17 protein-coding genes are annotated in these 17,774 nt (G+C 48.7%); 16 read left to right on the top strand and 1 reads right to left on the bottom strand.

Annotated features, from left to right (window positions below; all coding sequences use genetic code 11):
* Positions 1–2: 2 nt before the first annotated feature.
* The 14 genes from KIB08_RS01360 (at position 3) to KIB08_RS01295 (ending at position 14,436) form a co-directional block, all read left to right on the top strand.
* Entirely contained in the window at positions 3–1,979 is a 1,977-nt protein-coding gene (locus KIB08_RS01360; protein WP_303988583.1) for a bifunctional 4-hydroxy-3-methylbut-2-enyl diphosphate reductase/30S ribosomal protein S1, read from the top strand.
* Positions 1,980–2,061: 82 nt separating this feature from the next.
* Positions 2,062–3,396, top strand: coding sequence for a ribosome biogenesis GTPase Der (gene der, locus KIB08_RS01355; RefSeq protein WP_303988581.1), 1,335 nt, complete (start codon positions 2,062–2,064; stop codon positions 3,394–3,396).
* Positions 3,393–4,001, top strand: coding sequence for a glycerol-3-phosphate 1-O-acyltransferase PlsY (plsY, locus tag KIB08_RS01350; RefSeq protein WP_303988578.1), 609 nt, complete (start codon positions 3,393–3,395; stop codon positions 3,999–4,001). The genes der and plsY overlap by 4 nt, the downstream gene beginning before the upstream one ends.
* Positions 4,002–4,020: 19 nt before the next feature.
* Positions 4,021–5,031: an NAD(P)H-dependent glycerol-3-phosphate dehydrogenase gene (locus KIB08_RS01345; RefSeq protein ID WP_303988575.1), complete on the top strand. Its 1,011-nt coding sequence runs from the start codon at positions 4,021–4,023 to the stop codon at positions 5,029–5,031.
* Positions 5,032–5,076: 45 nt separating this feature from the next.
* Complete coding sequence (gene rsmD / locus KIB08_RS01340) at positions 5,077–5,631, top strand: 16S rRNA (guanine(966)-N(2))-methyltransferase RsmD (protein WP_034436513.1); 555 nt, start codon at positions 5,077–5,079, stop codon at positions 5,629–5,631.
* A gap of 4 nt (positions 5,632–5,635) precedes the next feature.
* Complete coding sequence (gene coaD, locus KIB08_RS01335) at positions 5,636–6,121, top strand: pantetheine-phosphate adenylyltransferase (protein WP_303988571.1); 486 nt, start codon at positions 5,636–5,638, stop codon at positions 6,119–6,121.
* A 13-nt stretch (positions 6,122–6,134) separates the two neighbouring features.
* The gene (locus tag KIB08_RS01330; protein WP_303988568.1) at positions 6,135–6,617 is read left to right on the top strand and encodes an ATPase; all 483 of its coding nucleotides are present in this window, start codon (positions 6,135–6,137) and stop codon (positions 6,615–6,617) included.
* A 119-nt stretch (positions 6,618–6,736) separates the two neighbouring features.
* Positions 6,737–9,205, top strand: coding sequence for a leucine--tRNA ligase (gene leuS / locus KIB08_RS01325; protein WP_303988566.1), 2,469 nt, complete (start codon positions 6,737–6,739; stop codon positions 9,203–9,205).
* 117 nt (positions 9,206–9,322) lie between these two features.
* Positions 9,323–9,808: a transcriptional regulator NrdR gene (gene nrdR / locus KIB08_RS01320; protein ID WP_303988564.1), complete on the top strand. Its 486-nt coding sequence runs from the start codon at positions 9,323–9,325 to the stop codon at positions 9,806–9,808.
* On the top strand, positions 9,805–10,878 hold the full coding sequence (locus tag KIB08_RS01315; RefSeq protein ID WP_303988562.1) for a dipeptidase: 1,074 nt from the start codon (positions 9,805–9,807) through the stop codon (positions 10,876–10,878). The genes nrdR and KIB08_RS01315 overlap by 4 nt, the downstream gene beginning before the upstream one ends.
* Entirely contained in the window at positions 10,878–11,441 is a 564-nt protein-coding gene (locus tag KIB08_RS01310; RefSeq protein WP_303988560.1) for a D-sedoheptulose-7-phosphate isomerase, read from the top strand. The genes KIB08_RS01315 and KIB08_RS01310 overlap by 1 nt, the downstream gene beginning before the upstream one ends.
* Positions 11,425–12,888, top strand: coding sequence for a D-glycero-beta-D-manno-heptose-7-phosphate kinase (rfaE1, locus tag KIB08_RS01305; protein WP_303988558.1), 1,464 nt, complete (start codon positions 11,425–11,427; stop codon positions 12,886–12,888). The genes KIB08_RS01310 and rfaE1 overlap by 17 nt, the downstream gene beginning before the upstream one ends.
* A 1-nt stretch (position 12,889) precedes the next feature.
* The gene (locus KIB08_RS01300) at positions 12,890–13,405 is read left to right on the top strand and encodes a D-glycero-alpha-D-manno-heptose-1,7-bisphosphate 7-phosphatase (RefSeq protein WP_303988556.1); all 516 of its coding nucleotides are present in this window, start codon (positions 12,890–12,892) and stop codon (positions 13,403–13,405) included.
* Positions 13,396–14,436 (top strand): glycosyltransferase family 9 protein, encoded by a 1,041-nt coding sequence (locus KIB08_RS01295; RefSeq protein ID WP_303988555.1) that lies wholly within the window; start codon positions 13,396–13,398, stop codon positions 14,434–14,436. Before KIB08_RS01300 ends, KIB08_RS01295 begins: the two co-directional genes overlap by 10 nt.
* Positions 14,437–14,447: 11 nt before the next feature.
* On the opposite strand, the gene KIB08_RS01290 is transcribed toward KIB08_RS01295, so the two are convergent.
* The gene (locus KIB08_RS01290; RefSeq protein WP_303988552.1) at positions 14,448–15,809 is read right to left on the bottom strand and encodes an MATE family efflux transporter; all 1,362 of its coding nucleotides are present in this window, start codon (positions 15,807–15,809) and stop codon (positions 14,448–14,450) included.
* A gap of 162 nt (positions 15,810–15,971) precedes the next feature.
* Here KIB08_RS01290 and KIB08_RS01285 point away from each other — a divergent pair, with 162 nt between their 5' ends.
* Together KIB08_RS01285 and KIB08_RS01280 are read left to right on the top strand one after the other, a co-directional pair.
* Positions 15,972–17,066 carry an efflux RND transporter periplasmic adaptor subunit gene (locus tag KIB08_RS01285; protein WP_303988551.1) on the top strand — a complete coding sequence of 365 codons (1,095 nt, stop codon included), beginning with the start codon at positions 15,972–15,974 and terminating at the stop codon, positions 17,064–17,066.
* Positions 17,067–17,074: 8 nt separating this feature from the next.
* Complete coding sequence (locus KIB08_RS01280) at positions 17,075–17,773, top strand: ABC transporter ATP-binding protein (RefSeq protein ID WP_303988549.1); 699 nt, start codon at positions 17,075–17,077, stop codon at positions 17,771–17,773.
* Position 17,774 lies beyond the last annotated feature (1 nt).

Raw genomic sequence — 17,774 nt, 5'->3', positions numbered from 1 at the left:
ATATGAAGATTATTGTGGCGAAAAAACTGGGCTTTTGCTATGGTGTAAAACGCGCCATGCAAATCGCGGAAGACCTAAGTAAAACGGGGACTGACGCGGTCACTCTGGGGCCGATTATTCATAACAATCAAGTGGTGAAAGGACTACGTTCCAAGGGGATTGACTATGTCGAATCGCTTGATGACGTGCCTGGAGAAACGGTAATTATTCGTTCTCACGGAGTGGGCCCGGCGTGTTATAATAGAGCTAATGAAAAAAATTTAAAGATTATCGATGCGACCTGTCCGTACGTTGTACGGGCACAAAAAGAAGCCAATCGCTTAGTGAATGAAGGTAAGACGGTAATTATTTTCGGGGGAAAAAATCATCCGGAAGTCAAAAGCATTGCCGAATGGGCAATGGATCGCGCTATCGTTGCGGAAACGCCCGCCGATTTAGCCAACTTGCCGCACCTCTCTGAAGCAAGCGTTGTATCGCAAACTACGTTTTCGCAGGCCTTATTCCAAGAGATGCTTGCTCTCCTCAAAGATAAAGTGGATCATGTAGATGTCCATCGCACGATTTGCAATGTCACGGCGGAGCGGCAGAATGCGGTAGCGGAGTTGGCAGAGATAGCCGACGTAATCGTAGTCATTGGTGGCCGACACAGCGGTAATACACGCCGTCTGTACGAACTTGCCAAAGCAAACGGCACCCCGGCATACCATATTGAAACGGCTGCAGAATTACGCTCGTCATGGTTTCAAAGTGATTGGACGGTTGGCATCACAGCCGGTGCATCCACACCGGACTGGATAATCGAGGAGGTATTGTTGGCAATGGATGATATGAAAACAACTTTTGAAGAGATGGACATGAATTATGATTTTCACAAAGGAAGCATCGTAGAAGGCACGGTCGTTGATCTGACCGATGAAGAGGCCTATGTTTCGTTTGGTTACAAAACGGAAGCGGTGCTCCAAGCGCGTGAATATTCATTTCCGGCTCCGGAATCCATGAAGGATGTACTGGCGGTCGGCGATACAGTCAAAGCGCAAATCACCAATGCGGTGAAAGAAGATGGTACGATCTACATCTCCAAAATCAAATTGGATCGTTTGGCGGACTGGGATATCGTCGAACAGGCATTGGCTAACGATGAACCTGTAGAAGTCGAAGGTATTGAAGCGATTAAAGCAGGCCTTCTCGTCCAGATTAAATCGTTACGCGGTTTTATTCCGCTTTCCCAGGGAGATCTGCGTTTCGTACGCTCGCTCTCGTTCCTTGTCGGTACAAAATTCCAGGCGAAAGTACTGGAAGTGGACCGTTTGAAAAACCGTTTGGTTTTGAGCCGTAAAGCGATGCTCGAAATTCATCGCGAAACGGAAATGGAAAACATGAAAGAAGCGTACGAACAGGGCACGCAACTTACCGGTATCGTGAAAAAAATCATGCCGTACGGCGCGTTTATTGACGTTAACGGCATTGAAGGTTTACTGCATATTTCCGATGTAGCCTGGAACAAAATCGACAAAGTCGAAGACGTTTTGGAACCGAACCAGGAAGTGGACGTTATCATCAAATCGTTTGATCCGGAAAAACAGCGTATTTCTTTCAGCCGCAAAGATACCTTGCCGGATCCGTGGATGGATGACATTCAAAATTATGCAGTCGGTGATACCGTTGTCGGGAAAGTCGTAAAATTGATTGATTTCGGTGCGATTGTAGAATTGACTGACGGCTTGACCGGTTTGCTGCACATCAGCGAAATTACCAAAGATCGCAGCAAAAAAGTGGGCGATGTATTAGCAGACGGCGACATGGTCGAAGTGCAGATCATCGGCATTAATAAATCCCGCAAACGCATCAGCTTCAGCCTGATCCAGGTACAGGAGCATGCGGAAGGTGTGACGGAAGAAATGCCGGCGGATGAAGCTCCGGTGCACGATGTTGCTGAAGCCGAAGAGGTTACGGCGGACGCGACGTCTGACGAAGAATAAAACCGTCAGCGAGGCAAAGAAAAAGCAAAAATGCGGGGGGACGGTTCGCTGTTTCCCGCATTTTTTATTGAAGGAGTAAGCTATGGACAAGCCGCTAGTGGCGGTGGTCGGACGGCCGAATGTCGGCAAGTCGACGTTATTCAACGCTATTATTAACAAACGCATTTCCATCGTCGAAGATGTTCCCGGTGTCACTCGCGATCGCATTTATTTTGATGCGGAGTGGCTCGGCACACAGTTTACACTGATTGATACGGGCGGTATTGAGTTTTTGGTGCCGGAAGAAGACCATATCAGCGTTGGTACCAAAGCGCAGGCTCAGCTTGCGATTTTGGAAGCCGACGTGATCGTACTCGTCTGTGACGGGCGCGTCGGTGTCACGGCGGATGATGAACAGGTCGCCCATTTACTACGAGATGCCGGTAAACCGATAGTGCTTGCGGTCAATAAAATCGACAGTCCTGCGCAGGAAATGAATGTTTATGAGTTTTATTCTTTGGGACTGGGTGATCCGCATGCGATTTCCGCTTCCAATCTGCTGGGACTGGGAGACTTATTAGACGATGTAGTGAAGCATTTTCCGCAGCGCGAAATCGATCCGCATGAAGATGAACTTGTGCATGTGGCGCTGGTCGGTCGTCCGAATGTCGGCAAGTCTTCCCTTACCAATGCGCTGCTCGGAGAAGAACGTGTGCTGGTGAGTGATGTGCCCGGTACGACACGAGATTCGATTGATACGCATTGGAAATACCATGGCGAGGAATTTGTGCTGATTGATACCGCCGGAATGCGTCGTAAGGCAAAAATTGATTTGCCGGTGGAGCATTACAGTGTCATTCGTTCGCTGCGTTCGATCGATCGTGCCGACGTAGTCGTACTGGTTTTGGATGCGACACAAGGGGTCACTGAGCAGGACACCAAAATTGCGGGCTATGCGCATGAAGCCGGTAAAGGCATGATCATCCTTGTCAACAAATGGGACTTGATCGAAAAAGACAGCAAGTCTACCGAAACATACGCGGAAGATATTCGGCGTGAATTGGCCTTTTTGCAATATGCACCGATTGTGTATGTCTCAGCTCTTACCAAACAACGAATCCATCGTTTGGGAGAGCTGATTCAATTCGTTTCAGAACAGCAAACACGCCGCGTTTCGACAGGGGTTCTGAATGAAGTTTTAACGGACGCAAAATTGATGAATCCGCCGCCGATGAAGTATGGTAAGGAAATCAAGCTGTACTATATGACACAAGTGGGAGTTAAACCGCCGACCTTTGTGCTTTTCTGTAACTACGCGCAATACGTTCATTTCTCGTACGTGCGGTTTTTGGAAAATCGTTTGCGTGAGTCGTTCGGATTTGAAGGTACGCCGATTCGATTGGTTTTACGCGGTAAACGCGATGGTGATGATGAGTGATTAATTATTTGCTTTGCGTTATGGGAGCATATTTGCTGGGGTCGATTCCCAGCGGTTTGTGGCTCGGCAAACTGCTTTGCGGTACCGACTTACGTCGGCACGGCAGTCATAATATCGGCGCAACCAACGCTTATCGCACGTTGGGAGCGCGTATGGGGATTGCCGTTTTTGTCGCGGATTTTCTAAAGGGCGTAGCGGCGACATCGTTAGGTGGAAACGATCCGATACTGCTTGCGCTTTGTGCGGCAGCGGCGATTGTCGGTCATTGCTTTTCCGTGTTTTTGGGATTTCGCGGCGGCCGCGGCGTGGCGACCGGCTTTGGGGTCATGTGTTGCCTGTCGCTACCAGTAGCCGTTGCGGCGGCTGCCGTTTGGGCGATTTTGGTCTTTACGACACGGTTAGTATCCTTGGCGTCTATTGTCGCGGCGTTGACCGTACCGATCCTTTTATGGTGGTGGCAGGCTCCGTCGGCATTCTTGATTTTTGCGACTTTGGGCGTCATTGCTATCATCTTTCAACATCGTGCCAATATCGGGCGATTACTGCAGGGCAAAGAGAAACGAATTGAACGCGCAAAAGTAAAACGTCGGCGTAAAACAAAATAAGATAATCTGAGGTGATATTGTGCAGATAGCCATGATAGGTGCAGGTGCATGGGGCATTGCGATGGCCAGATCGCTTGTCGAAGTGCATCCGAACGTATGCTTATATGCACGAAACGCTGAAACGGTCGCGGAAATGACGAAAACTCGTCAACACGCGGCATATTTACCGGGTGTGTTGCTTCCAAATCAAGTGAAAATTACCGCGGATTTGGAAGCAGCTGTGACGAATGCGGACGTGGTCGTGTTGGCGACGCCGTCGAAAGCGATCGGGACAATGGCGGAAGCGATTCGTCCATGGCTCCTTGAAAATGCATTGGTCATTTCGGCGGCGAAAGGTTTGTCGCCGAGCGGGGGACGCTTATCGGAAGATATTAGAGTCGCATTGGCCGGCGTCACGGAGGAGATCGCCGTGATTTCAGGTCCGAATCATGCGGAAGAAGTCGGGCGTTTGTTGCCGGCGGCCACCGTGGTCGCTGCTGCTCGCAAAGAAACCGCTATGCGGGCGCAGGATGTCTATATGTTGCCGCATTTGCGCGCGTATTACAGCACCGATATAGTTGGTGTAGAATACGGTGGCGCATTAAAGAATATTATTGCACTCGCTGCCGGCGCGGTCGATGGCGTCGGTTACGGGGACAATACACGTGCGACTTTGATTACTCGCGGCTTAGCGGAAATCGTACGCTATGCAGCGCATTTCGGAGCACGCAATGAAACCTTGTTTGGGCTTTCCGGTATGGGCGATCTGATCGTAACCTGTACGAGTAAACATAGCCGCAATCATGAAGCGGGCAGAGCATTAGCGCAAGGCTTGACGGAAACGCAGATCACACAGGGAACAAAAAAAGTGGTGGAAGGCATCCGAAGCACTCATATCGTATATCCTGTGGCGCAGCGGGAAGGTATTGAAATGCCGATTACCGAGCAGGTATATCGAGTGCTTTCCGGAGAAAGTTTATTGCAAAACGCATTGCAAAACCTGATGACACGGGCAAAAAAAGAAGAGCACCAGGAGCCTGTTATTTTGTAATTTGAAAATACCAATGTTATAATACAATGTAACTATCGAGGGTATATGAGAATCATTGGTGGTACTAGACGCGGACATAAATTGGCGGCGCCGAAGGGGATGGCGACGCGCCCGACACAAGATCGGGTGCGCGAAGCGATCTTCAATACGCTGGCCAATATAGGTTTACTGGAAACACGCGTGCTTGATTTATATGCGGGCACCGGCGCCATGGCGCTGGAAGCGTTAAGTCGCGGCGCGGAATTTGCTTGCGCCGTAGATGAAAAAACTGCTGCGGTGATTCGTCAAAACGCGGAGGTTTGCGACTTTTCTTCACAGATCGAAGTACGTGAACAACGCGTCGAATCGGCATTGGCGAACTTGCCGCAGAATCAACCGTTTGACTATGTTTTTCTCGATCCGCCGTACCAACGCGGTTTGGTGGAACCTGTACTGCGGGAATTGCTCCGTGCGCGATTCGTGCAGCCTACCAGCGTAGTTGTTGTTGAACAGGCACGGGAAGAAAACTTGGAGATACCTAAAGGTTATCGGCTCTGGCGGCAGAAACATTACGGCGGTACTATGGTGACCTATTTGGTGGTAGAAAGGGAAGAAGGATAATTGCGTGCGAGTGGGAATCTGCCCGGGCAGTTTTGATCCGGTCACAAAAGGCCATGTGGACATTTTTGAACGCAGTGCACAATTGGTCGACAAACTGGTTGTTGCGGTCTTTGTGAATCCCGGCAAGAAACCGATGTTTTCGATGGAAGAACGGGTAGCTTTGCTGAAAGAAGCAACGACTCATATTCCGAACGTAGAAGTGGATGCGTTCTCCGGCTTACTCAATGATTACGTGCGTCAACGTGACTCGCGCTTAATCATTCGCGGGTTGCGAGCATTCAGTGACTTTGAATATGAATTCCAGCGGGCGTTATTATTGAAAGATCAGGATCCGGAAATTGAAACGGTTTTTATGATGACGCGCGGTGAATATTCGTTCATCAGCTCTTCGGGAATCAAAGAGTTGATCATGTTTCGCGGTGACGTGGGGCGGTTGGTACCGCCATGTGTATTAACCGCACTGGAAGAAAAATTGGCGGTTGCCAAATAAAGGAGTGGTATTCATGGATACACGCAAATTGCTGGAAGAGCTTGATTATGTAGTAATGAATGGTAGAGAAGTTCCGTTAACAAACAAACGTCTTGTCGATCAGGACGAGGTGGCGCGCATCATTGACGCGATCAACAGCTCGTTGCCCAATGAATTGGAGAACGCCAAGCGTATCGTTGCCGATAAAGAACGTGTGATGATGGATGCACAAAAACAGGCGGAAACGATTATTGCGCAGGCCAAAGATTATATCGCTAAAATCACGGAAGAAAGCGAGCTTGTGAAAAATGCCCAAGAGCGCGCCAATGAAATTATCGCGAATGCGAACCAAACCGCGGACACTATGCAGCAAAACGCTCTTGAGTATGCGACCGATGTTTTGAAATATGTCGAAGAGAACATGGAAGGAACGCTTGATTCGTTGCGTAAAAATCGGGAAAGCCTTATGCAACAGCAACCGCAACAAGGGACAGAAGATACCTTACCGCGGAAATAACAGGGCGGAAAAAAGAGCTTGCCGAAAGCTCTTTTTTTGTATATTTTTATTGGCGTAAACGTTCATTAAAATATATAATAAGTAATTAATAAACTGAGAAATGAACGGGAGGAAATTCCATGAACGATAAGTACAATCCTGCAGAGATTGAGAAAAAGTGGCAGGATATATGGTATGCAACGGATGCCTTTCATACGCATGCCGATGCGGAAAAAGAAAAATATTATGTGCTCGAAATGTTTCCTTATCCGTCGGGAAATTTGCACATGGGACATGTACGTAACTACGCGATCGGTGATGTGATTGCTCGTTTCATGACGATGCGCGGGTACAATGTGCTCCATCCGATGGGCTGGGATGCGTTTGGCATGCCGGCCGAAAATGCGGCGATCCAGCGCAACATTCATCCGGCAAAGTGGACATACAGCAACATTGAAAACATGAAAAAGCAGCAAAACAAATTGGGGCTTTCCTATGACTGGGACCGGGAGGTCACGACTTGCAGCGAGGACTACTATCGGTTTACGCAGGAGCTGTTTTTACTCTTCATGGACCGCGGCCTTTCGTATAAAAAAGAAGCGAAAGTCAACTGGTGTGAACATTGCGGTACCGTACTGGCGAATGAACAGGTAGTGGACGGCTGCTGCTGGCGGTGTGATACGCCGGTAATAAAGAAAAATCTTTCGCAATGGTTCTTAAAAATTACTTCGTACGCGGATCGTCTGTTGAATGATCTGGAACTCCTTAAGGGCTGGCCGGAACGCGTTAAAACGATGCAAAAAAATTGGATCGGGCGCAGCGAAGGTACCGAATTTAAATTCGGCGTGAAAGAGTTGCCGGAGGAAACCATCTCCGTATATACCACACGTGTCGATACCGTGTACGGTGTTTCCTACGTAGTTTTAGCACCGGAACATCCGTTAGTCGAGAAAATTATTGAAGGCAAAAAAGAAGCTGATGCCGTTCGCCAATTCGTCGAAGAAATGCGAAACGTCAACGAGCTCGACCGTACTTCGGAAGATGTCGAAAAAGTCGGCCTTTTTACCGGCGGTTATGCGATTCATCCCTTAACCGGTGAAGAGGTGCCGATTTGGGTGGCCAATTATGTATTAGTGGACTACGGTACCGGTGCTGTGATGGGTGTACCGGGGCATGATGAACGCGACTTTCTCTTTGCCCGCAAATATAATTTGCTGGTACATGTTGTCATAAGCGAAGATACATCGGATAGAATACCTGAAAAACTTGATGATGCTTATACGGAAGACGGTATTTTGATCAACAGCGGCGAATTTAACGGTCTAACCAGTGCGGAAGCTCGTCGCAAGATTACGGAAAAAATGCAGGAACAAGGAATCGGCGAAGCCCATGTCAACTACCGGTTGCGTGATTGGTTGATCTCCCGTCAACGGTATTGGGGCGTGCCGATTCCGGTCGTTTACTGCCCGCATTGCGGCATGGTGCCCGTACCCAAGGAAGATTTGCCGGTACGCTTGCCGACCGATGTAGATTTCAATAGTAAGGCGGCAGTATCTCCGCTGGAAACGAATGAAGAATTTTTGTTTACGGCGTGTCCTAAGTGTGGCGAAAAAGCTCGTCGCGAAACCGATACGATGGATACGTTTATTGACTCTTCGTGGTATTTCCTGCGCTATACGGATCCGCAAAACGATCAGGAACCGTTCAGTAAAGATAAGGCCAATTACTGGATGAATGTCGATCAGTATATCGGCGGCATTGAACATGCGATCTTGCATCTTTTATACTCCCGCTTCTTTACGAAAGTACTGCACGATGCCGGTATGACGGAAGCGGTTGAACCCTTTGATAAATTACTGACGCAGGGCATGGTGCTGAAAGACGGCAGTAAAATGTCCAAGTCGAAAGGCAATGTGGTTTCGCCGGAAGAATTGGTCGCTCAGTACGGTGCCGATACGGCACGGCTTTTTACTCTTTTTGCCGCTCCGCCGGAACGTGATTTGGAATGGAGCGATCGCGGTGTGGAAGGAGCGTTCCGCTTTTTGAATCGCGTTTGGCGCATTGTGGGACGTTACCTGGAAATGCCGACGCAAAAGCGCGAATTGACTTCCGAAGATAAAGATTTACGTCATGAAACCCATCGGGTACTCCAAAAAGTGACAAACGATTTGGACGGTCGTTACAATTTCAATACTGCCATCAGCGCGATCATGGAATTGGTAAATGCTTTGCATGATTACGCTGAGCGAGCCAATGATATTCCTGACAGTTTACGCCGTGAAGTACTGCGCGATTTGGTGATTTTGTTGGCACCGTTCACACCGCATATCGCGGAAGAGCTGTGGCAGGCACTGGGCGAGCAGGAAAAGAGCGTACATGAGGCCTCGTGGCCGGAAGTGGACCCGACGGCACTGGTGGTGGATGAAGTGGAACTTGCCGTGCAAGTGAATGGCAAGGTTCGCGCCACCATTCAGGTGGGAGTGGCCGCTACGAAAGAAGAAATCGAAGCAAAAGCACTCGCTCATGAGAGGGTGCAAGAATTTATCGACGGCAAAGCGATTCGCAAAGTGATCGTTGTGCCGCAAAAAATTGTTAATATCGTGGTTTAAAAAATAGCGGCAGGAACTATACCTGCCGCTATTTTTGGTACGCATGCTATAATAAATACGATATCTGGACATTCATTATCGAAACATCGATCCCATATGGGTAAAGGGGGAAGCCAAATGAAATGCCCATTTTGTAAATATGCTGATACAAAAGTAACCGACTCGCGGGTGACGGACGATGGAAATGCCATTCGTCGGCGACGGGAATGCTTGTCCTGTCATCGCCGCTTTACCACTTATGAACTGGTCGAAGAAGCGCCGCTGATGGTGATTAAGCGTGACGGGCATCGAGAAATGTTTGACGGTGACAAACTGTTACGCGGATTGATGCGTGCTTGTGAAAAACGGGAAGTCAGTGTGGAACAAATAAAAGAATTGGTGGCTTCTGTGGAGCGGGAACTGCGCAATCGCCTGGTGCAGGAAATTTCCTCGGAAGAACTGGGTGAAGTGGTTCTGGCGAAGTTGAGCGATCTAGATCCGGTAGCGTACATTCGTTTCGCGTCTGTTTATCGTCGGTTCAGTGGCTTGAAGGATTTTATGGCGGAACTGGAAACGTTGATGGCCAAAGAGAAACAAAAGCAAAAAGGAGTTGAGTCGAAATGATCATCGATTTGCATTGTGATACATTGATGAAGCTGTTGGACGTACCTGCCGGCGGCGATTTGCGTAAGAATGTTTGGAATATCGACTTGGAGAAGCTGCAAAAGTCAAATTATTTACTGCAGGACTTTGCGATTTTTGTAGATCTGGAAGAACATCCCGATGCGTATGTTCGTTATGGTGAAATGCGGGATACGTTTTTGGCGAACATCGAAAAATATGGTGATAAAGTACGCCGGGTTCGTACGCTTGCAGACCTGGAAGCCTGCCGTCGTGATCACATCATCGGCGCATTGCTTTCCGTAGAAGAAGGCGGGGTTTTCGGCGGTGACTTGCAAAAACTGAAAAAGGCGTTTATTGAGGACGGCGTGCGACTGGTCACATTGACTTGGAACTATGAAAATGAATTGGCATTTCCGAACGGGACAGAAGGTAAAGACAAAGGGCTCAAAGCACGTGGCTGGGAATTTGTCGAGTGGATGCAAGAAAACGGTATGATCGTCGATACGAGCCATTTGAACGATCAAGGTACGAGAGAATTGTTGGAACGCGCCGAAAAACCTGTGATGGCTTCCCATTCTAATGCGCGCGCCGTTTTTTCGCATCCTCGTAATTTGCCCGATGATTTATTACGTGCGTTCGGGGAAAAAGGCGGTGTGATCGGTTTAAACTTCTCGCGAAATTTCGTCGGTTCCAAACCGATTACAGATCCTTCCGAATTGAACAATCCGAAATTACTTTTGGCGCCGTTGACGACAGAAGAATATCATCAGGTGGCGATCGGCGAACGACCGATTCCGGCACCTCAATTGGATACGCCGCTATTGGTTTCCAAGGCGGCGGATATTGCTCGCCATGCTCGATATATCGCTGACATGGCAGGAATCGAAACGGTCGCGTTGGGAACCGATTTTGACGGCATCCAGCCTTACCTTGAAATTCATGACGCCTCCGAAATGGATAAATTGTTTACAGCACTAGAAAAAGAAGGATTCTCCGCGGACGACATTGACCATATCAGTCACAAAAATGCCATGCGCTTCTTTAACGACACACTGCCGGCAGGTAAATAATGGATATCGCCAATGCACTTCATGAGCATATAGAAGTCGCCCGGATTTATCAGGAGCATGCCAATGAAATAGCACAAAGCGGAGAAATCATTTGCCATGCTTTGCAGCGCGGGCGGAAGATTTTATTTTGCGGCAACGGCGGTTCGGCGGCGGATGCGCAACACTTGGCGGCTGAACTGATTGTGCGTTACCACGATGAACGTTGTGCGTTGCCGGCGATCGCATTAACAACGGACACTTCGATTTTGACTGCCGCCGCGAACGACTACGGTTACGGAGAAGTGTTTGCCCGTCAAGTAGCGGCGCTGGGGCAAAAGGGAGATGTATTGGTGGCGATTTCCACGAGCGGCCACAGCCCTAATGTACTGAAAGCAATCGAGATCGCACGAATCAACGGGCTTAAAATTATCGGTTTAACGGGGGCCAACGGTAACGAAATGGATACATGCTGTGACTTGGTGCTGCATGTGCCGAGCGATGTGACAGCCCGTGTGCAGGAGATGCATATTTTAACGGGACATATTTGGTGTGAAATGGTGGATGAATATGCGCACGAATGTTGAGCGTTTCTTCCACTCATTACATACTTTGCGCATTGTTGTGGTCGGTGATGTCATGTTGGATCGCTACCTATTCGGTCAGGTAGCACGCATTTCGCCCGAGGCACCGGTGCCGGTGCATCGTATCGAAAAAACGGAACGACGTTTGGGCGGTGCCGCCAACGTCGCTGCCAACTTGCGCGGATTGGGTTGTCCGGTACGCTTGATCAGTGCAGTCGGTGATGATAGCGCGGCTGATGAATTTCGTGAGGTCTTGCGTGCGAACGACATCGACGACAGAGGCATATTGACAGATGTCGCCTTACAGACGACGACAAAAACCCGCGTGATCGGTGTACAACAACAAATGCTGCGGATCGATCAGGAACGGATTCAAGATATTTCGGAACATACCGTTTCTCGCATTTGTGAGCAAGTGGCAAAGGAAGTAGAAAAAGGTTGCGCGGTCTTAGTGATTTCCGACTACGGTAAAGGAATTTGCACGGAATCACTTTGTCAAAAAGTAATTCAAATCGGACGCGATGCGCAAGTACCGGTTCTGGTAGATCCGAAACAGGCGGATTGGTCTCGTTACCGCAATGCTACACTTGTAACGCCGAACCTGAAAGAATTAAGTGAAGCCTGCGGAACAACGATTGCGAATCACGAACGCGAAGTAAAAGCAGCGGCGCTTGCCCTGATGAAAAAGTCGGGTGTGCAGCAAGTGGCCGTCACGCGTTCTGCCAAAGGCATTCTTTGGGTGGATAATGAATCGCACAGTTTTCAGCATCCGGCTTTGGCGCGGGAAGTGTATGACGTTTCCGGGGCGGGTGATACGGTAGTAGCCGTGCTTTCTGCGGCGATAGGAGCTCAGTTGCCGCGGCGTTTTGCGCTGCATTTGGCGAACTGTGCCGCCGGCGTAGTAGTCGGCAAAGTGGGTACGTATGCGATTTCGCAATCGGAACTGGCAGTCTCGTTGAGTGATAATATCCATCAGGATGCCGCCGTATTGAAACTGCCCGAGCTTGCGCAGGTAGTTAAAGCATGGCGTGAGGCGGGGGATACCATCGTCTTTACCAACGGCTGCTTTGATTTGATTCACCGCGGACATTTGACGTATTTGGAAGCGGCGGCGGAATTGGGAGACCATTTGATCGTCGGCGTCAATTCCGATGTTTCGATACGACGTTTAAAAGGAAGTTTGCGGCCGATTGTTTCCGAAGCGGATAGGGCGTACCACTTAGCGGCATTGCGTGCGGTGGACGCCGTAGTTGTTTTTGACGAGGATACTCCCTATGAGCTGATCCGGGAGATTCGTCCGGACGTATTGGTCAAAGGCGGAGACTACTCGCCGGATGACGTCGTCGGCAAAGAATTTGCCGGACGCGTACAAATAATTCCTTTTGTAGACGGATACTCCACAACGAAACTTATTACTACTATTACCAGTCGAAATAAAGGAGTTCATTAAATTGTCACAACGAGCAATATTTTTAGACCGCGACGGAGTGATTAATGTTGATCACGGCTATGTGAGTCGGCCGGACGAAGTTGAATTTATTCCCGGAGCGCGGGAAATGATTGCCGAACTGAGCCGACAGGGCTGGCTGATTTTTGTTGTGACGAATCAAAGCGGTGTAGCGCGCGGCATGTACACGGAAGAGGACGTGCAGGCATTGCACCGCTGGCTGAACGAAGAGTTTGCCAAAGCGGGCGGAAAAGTGACGGAGTTTTTCTATTGTCCGCATCTTTTACATGCCAAAGTAAAAAAATATGACGTGGATTGCGTTTGCCGTAAACCGCGGCCGGGCATGATTATTCAAGCGCTCAGTAAGCACCGTATCGCAAGAGAAGACGCGTTTTTAATCGGTGACAGTGAACGGGACGTGGCGGCGGCCGAACGTGCGGGGATTCGGGGGTTTTTATTTACCGGTGGTAATGTGCAGGAATTTATGCATGAATGTGTACGGGATCTTCAATGGAATTAAACTTGCCACAAGCACGTATCTTAATTATCAAAATGAGTTCGCTCGGTGATATTATTTGCGCATTGCCGGCGCTGTTTGCGTTGCGCAAAAAGTATCCTCGCGCTCATATTACTTGGGCAGTTCATCGTGCATTTAAAGATGTCTTGCCGGGCGCTCCTTATTTAGACGATAAAGTTGTGATTGACCGGAATCGTCTTCGCCAGCCTTCCTATTGGCGTGAATTACATAGGGAATTACACGAACGCTCATTTGATCTGGTATTGGATTTGCAGATGCTTGCTAAGAGTGCTTTGGTGGCTCGGTTGAGCGGCGCTAAAGCGCGCTATGGATATTGGGAAGCGCGCGAAGGAAGCGGACTGGTAAGCCAGCCGATTGTCGGCGCTCATCAATATGGTCATATCACGGAACGTTTATTGGACGTGGTAGAATATTTTGGAGCGGATATTGACCGGATTGCGTATCCTTTGTGTGACATCAGCGATGCCGAAGTCACGTTGCGGCAAAAGTTACAGGCTTTAGGCGTGACCGATGAATATATTGTGATTGCGCCGAGCAGTCGCGGTGCGGGAAAAGATTGGCCGGAAACATCCTGGCGGGAACTGATCGGTCAGATGACAGCTGACGGGCGGCATGTAGTCATTGCCGGCAGCGCCGCTGATACGCCGCTGGCGCAACGCTTGATGGCAGGTGACCGAGCGAAAAGAACAGTAGATCTGACAGGACAAACGAGTTTGCGTGAACTGCTGGCGCTGGAGAAGCATGCGCGCATGCATATTTCCGGCGATACGGGCCCACTTCATATTGCCAACGCATACGGCACATCCATTATCGGTTTATATGGTCCGACGCGTCCGGAACGCAGCGGTCCGTTTCGCAATCCTCAGGGAGATTATGTGACGGCGCAACATGCGCAAGATGCCGACTTGCAGATTAAAAAAAATCGCAATATTGCGATGAGTTCTATCCCGCTAGAAGATGTGATTACATTATATCGGCAGAAAATAAAAAAAGAACAAAAAAAGAGACCGTAACGGTCTCTTTTTTAATGAGCGGTTTTAATTTTATGCCGGTTGCGATTGAGATAGATAAGGCGTGCATTGTAGGCGACAGAGACAGCAAGCAAGCCGCAAATAATACCGATCCAATAACCGTAAGGGCCTAAATTTGTATAGTGCGATAGGATAATGCCCAGGGTCAGACCGATACACCAATAGCATAACAATGAAACTATAAATACGAAACGCACGTCTTTATAACCGCGCAGTGCTCCTTGAATCGGTACGCCGGTAGCATCTGCAAAGGTAAACATCAACGCATACACCATAAAACCGGCGTTAAGTGCAATCATTTGCGGGTCATTGGTATAAAGACCGGCAATTGAATTGAAGTTGAAGAAGGCGAGAATAAATAAAATAGCCGCCACACTAATCGTAAAACCTTGCGCCATGCGGGCATACCGTAAGGCGAAGTCGAAGCGTTGGGCACCAAGTTCAAACCCGCATAAAATCGTAGCAGCAATACCGGCGGACAGTGGGAGTGAGTACAGTACATTGGAAAAATTGTTAGCGGCATTATGAGCGGCAATAATTTGTGTACCATAGCTCGTGATTAGAAGCCCGACGATGGAAAACAAGGAAATTTCCAAAAAGTTGGCACCGCCGATCGGTAAGCCGATTTTCAGCTGCTCCCGCCACCTTGCGAAATGAAGACCTTCCCATTCCTTGAAAATGCGATAATGGGAAAAGGGGGGCAAAAAAAGCATAACCAAGAAAAAGAGAAAGCAGTTCACACTGTTGGAAATGGCAATCGCCAGTCCCGCTCCGGCACCTCCCAACGAGGGAATACTGCCATAGCCGTCAATAAACACATAGTTCAAAATAATATTCAGGAAAAATCCTGTAGTCATAATCGAAAGGGAAATACGAGTATACCCGTGAGCATCCACCACATTGCGTAACGTAACAGAAATAAAAGAGGGAATAATTCCGTAGGCAATAAATGTTAAGAAACCCTGTGTAACCTTGCGTACAGCGGGCTCGAGTCCTAAGTTATCAAGAATCAAGGGAAGGAGAAAACTTCCCATGCAAATGGTTACCAGGCCGACAGTCAGAGAAAGGTAGATTCCTTGACGTACAATGGAAGGAATATTTGTCGGCTGATTGGCGCCCAAAAGCTGGGAAATAATCGGCGTAAGTCCCATGAAAAGACCGATCGAAGTCATTAACACCGGCACCCATAAATTTACGCCGACCGCCGCTCCGGCAAGATCCACAGTACTATGCCGTCCGGCTACCGTAGCGGCAAAAAAGCCGCCGGCTACAAGGGATAATTGAGTTAAGAAAAGCGGTATCCAAATAGAAAAAAATTGCCGCCACATTTGGCGGGGTTGGTCAAGATGTTGCATGATGCCTCCTTTGAGTAGAAATATTATATCATAAACAGCACCGATTTTATTATGTAAGGGGACGATACTACGAACCTGTTATCGCTAATATAAAGATCGTACTATGCTATAATAAAAGAACAAAAGAGGCATCTATGTGACTTCGATAAAGCGAGGGAAATAATGAATCGAAACGAATTTTGGCAGACTCATAAACGGAAAATTGTTTGGGGATTGCTTTTTTTATTGCTTGTATTGACCGGGCTTTGGTGGTGGACACATCGGACGGCGGAAAGTAAAGAGTCCTATGTGTTGGGGCAGGTCACCACAGGTTCAATTGCCAGCTCGATTGATGCGACAGGCGCGATCGAACCGGTTAATGAAGTAAAGCTGAGCGCCAACATTTCGGGTACGTTAACGCAGGTGCTTGTGAAAGAAAATCAGAAGGTCCATGAAGGCGACGTGCTGGCGGTCATTTCTGCAAAGTCGGCGGAAAGTCAGTTAAGTCAGGCGGAAAGCATTTTAGCCAATAAACGAAGCCTTTACGACCGATATCGGCAATTGTATTCCGAGGGAGCGATTTCCTATCAGCAATTGGCGGATGCGCAAATGAACTATGAAACAGCGCAGGCGACCTACAATAAAGCGCAATCGGACATATCTGACACGACGATTGTCGCGCCGATGGACGGCATTGTGATCGGGGAGCCGATGAAAGCAGGTGAAACGGTAGCGCAGGGCTTGTCTAATCAGATGATCATTGCGAAAATCGCTGATCTTTCTTCTATGCGGATTCGTCTTTTAGTGGATGAAACTGATATCGGCCAGGTCCGGGCGGGACAAAATGTAACATTTACGGTTGACGCTTATCCGAATCGGAAATTCCACGGGCATGTGACGGATATTTCCCGTACGCCGGCTTCGAGCGGAAACTCCTCCGGTGCAGCGGTTATTTACTATACGGTATATGTGGCGATTAGCAGTGATGAAATCAGTGCTTTGTATCCGTCCATGACAGCACGTGCGATCATTGATGCGCAAACGAAAGATCATGTCGTGTTGGTACCGATTACGGCGCTACGCAGCGATGTGAACGGCCAATATGTATATAAAAAAGCGGGCGATAAGCTGGAAAAAACACCGGTGGTGATCGGTATTGTTACAGATACTCAGGCGGAAGTTATTTCCGGCCTTAACGCCGATGATACCATTGTGACCAGCGGTAGTGTCAGCGAGGATAAAGCGGGCAATTCGGCAACGCATCATCCGCGAATTTAGGTGAAATGATGAGTGTGCCTGTAATAGCGTTGAAAGATATCGTTAAAAATTATCGCTTAGGAAAAGAGGAAGTACCTGTACTGAAAGGGATATCTCTTTCCGTAGAGCGCGGTGAATTTTTGTCGATCATGGGACCTTCAGGTTCGGGCAAGTCAACCTTGATGAATATTCTGGGATGCTTGGATCGTCCGACTTCCGGCTCGTATGAATTGGACGGCGAAGAGGTCGCGCAATTATCGGATGATCGATTGGCGCAAACGCGTAATCAAAAAATCGGGTTTGTATTTCAAAGTTTTAACCTGCTTGCCAAGTTATCCACTTTGGAAAACGTAAAATTGCCGATGATTTATGCGGGAACGCCGGAACCGGAGCGAACCGAGTATGCACGCAAATTATTAACGCAACTTGGCCTGGGCGAACGTCTGCATCATCTGCCGACGGAACTTTCCGGAGGCCAACGACAGCGCGTCGCTATTGCGCGAGCCTTGGTCAATCATCCTGCGATTATTATGGCGGATGAGCCGACGGGCAACTTGGACAGTAAATCCGGTGCGGAAGTTATGGAAATCTTTACGGAGCTTCATCGTCAAGGTCGGACGATTCTGCTGGTTACCCATGAGGCGGATATTGCCGCTTATGCGCAATCCCATATCGTGTTGCGCGACGGGGGCGTGACGCAGGAATGGATGGTAGCCGACGATGCGTAGT

This window comes from Negativicoccus succinicivorans (assembly GCF_018372215.1).
GTDB lineage: Bacteria > Bacillota > Negativicutes > Veillonellales > Negativicoccaceae > Negativicoccus.
The sequence above is the reverse complement of the archived record's forward strand: the minus strand, read 5'-3'. Positions and strand labels throughout refer to the sequence as shown.

What these genes read in the sequence shown, in the direction of transcription:
- KIB08_RS01360 (WP_303988583.1), top strand. Translation starts at nt 3, where the DNA reads ATGAAGATTATTGTGGCGAAAAAACTGGGCTTTTGCTATGGTGTAAAA.
- der (WP_303988581.1), top strand. Translation starts at nt 2,062, where the DNA reads ATGGACAAGCCGCTAGTGGCGGTGGTCGGACGGCCGAATGTCGGCAAG.
- rsmD (WP_034436513.1), top strand. Translation starts at nt 5,077, where the DNA reads ATGAGAATCATTGGTGGTACTAGACGCGGACATAAATTGGCGGCGCCG.
- KIB08_RS01330 (WP_303988568.1), top strand. Translation starts at nt 6,135, where the DNA reads ATGGATACACGCAAATTGCTGGAAGAGCTTGATTATGTAGTAATGAAT.
- leuS (WP_303988566.1), top strand. Translation starts at nt 6,737, where the DNA reads ATGAACGATAAGTACAATCCTGCAGAGATTGAGAAAAAGTGGCAGGAT.
- nrdR (WP_303988564.1), top strand. Translation starts at nt 9,323, where the DNA reads ATGAAATGCCCATTTTGTAAATATGCTGATACAAAAGTAACCGACTCG.
- KIB08_RS01315 (WP_303988562.1), top strand. Translation starts at nt 9,805, where the DNA reads ATGATCATCGATTTGCATTGTGATACATTGATGAAGCTGTTGGACGTA.
- KIB08_RS01310 (WP_303988560.1), top strand. Translation starts at nt 10,878, where the DNA reads ATGGATATCGCCAATGCACTTCATGAGCATATAGAAGTCGCCCGGATT.
- rfaE1 (WP_303988558.1), top strand. Translation starts at nt 11,425, where the DNA reads ATGCGCACGAATGTTGAGCGTTTCTTCCACTCATTACATACTTTGCGC.
- KIB08_RS01295 (WP_303988555.1), top strand. Translation starts at nt 13,396, where the DNA reads ATGGAATTAAACTTGCCACAAGCACGTATCTTAATTATCAAAATGAGT.
- KIB08_RS01290 (WP_303988552.1), bottom strand. Translation starts at nt 15,809, where the DNA reads ATGCAACATCTTGACCAACCCCGCCAAATGTGGCGGCAATTTTTTTCT.
- KIB08_RS01285 (WP_303988551.1), top strand. Translation starts at nt 15,972, where the DNA reads ATGAATCGAAACGAATTTTGGCAGACTCATAAACGGAAAATTGTTTGG.
- KIB08_RS01280 (WP_303988549.1), top strand. Translation starts at nt 17,075, where the DNA reads ATGAGTGTGCCTGTAATAGCGTTGAAAGATATCGTTAAAAATTATCGC.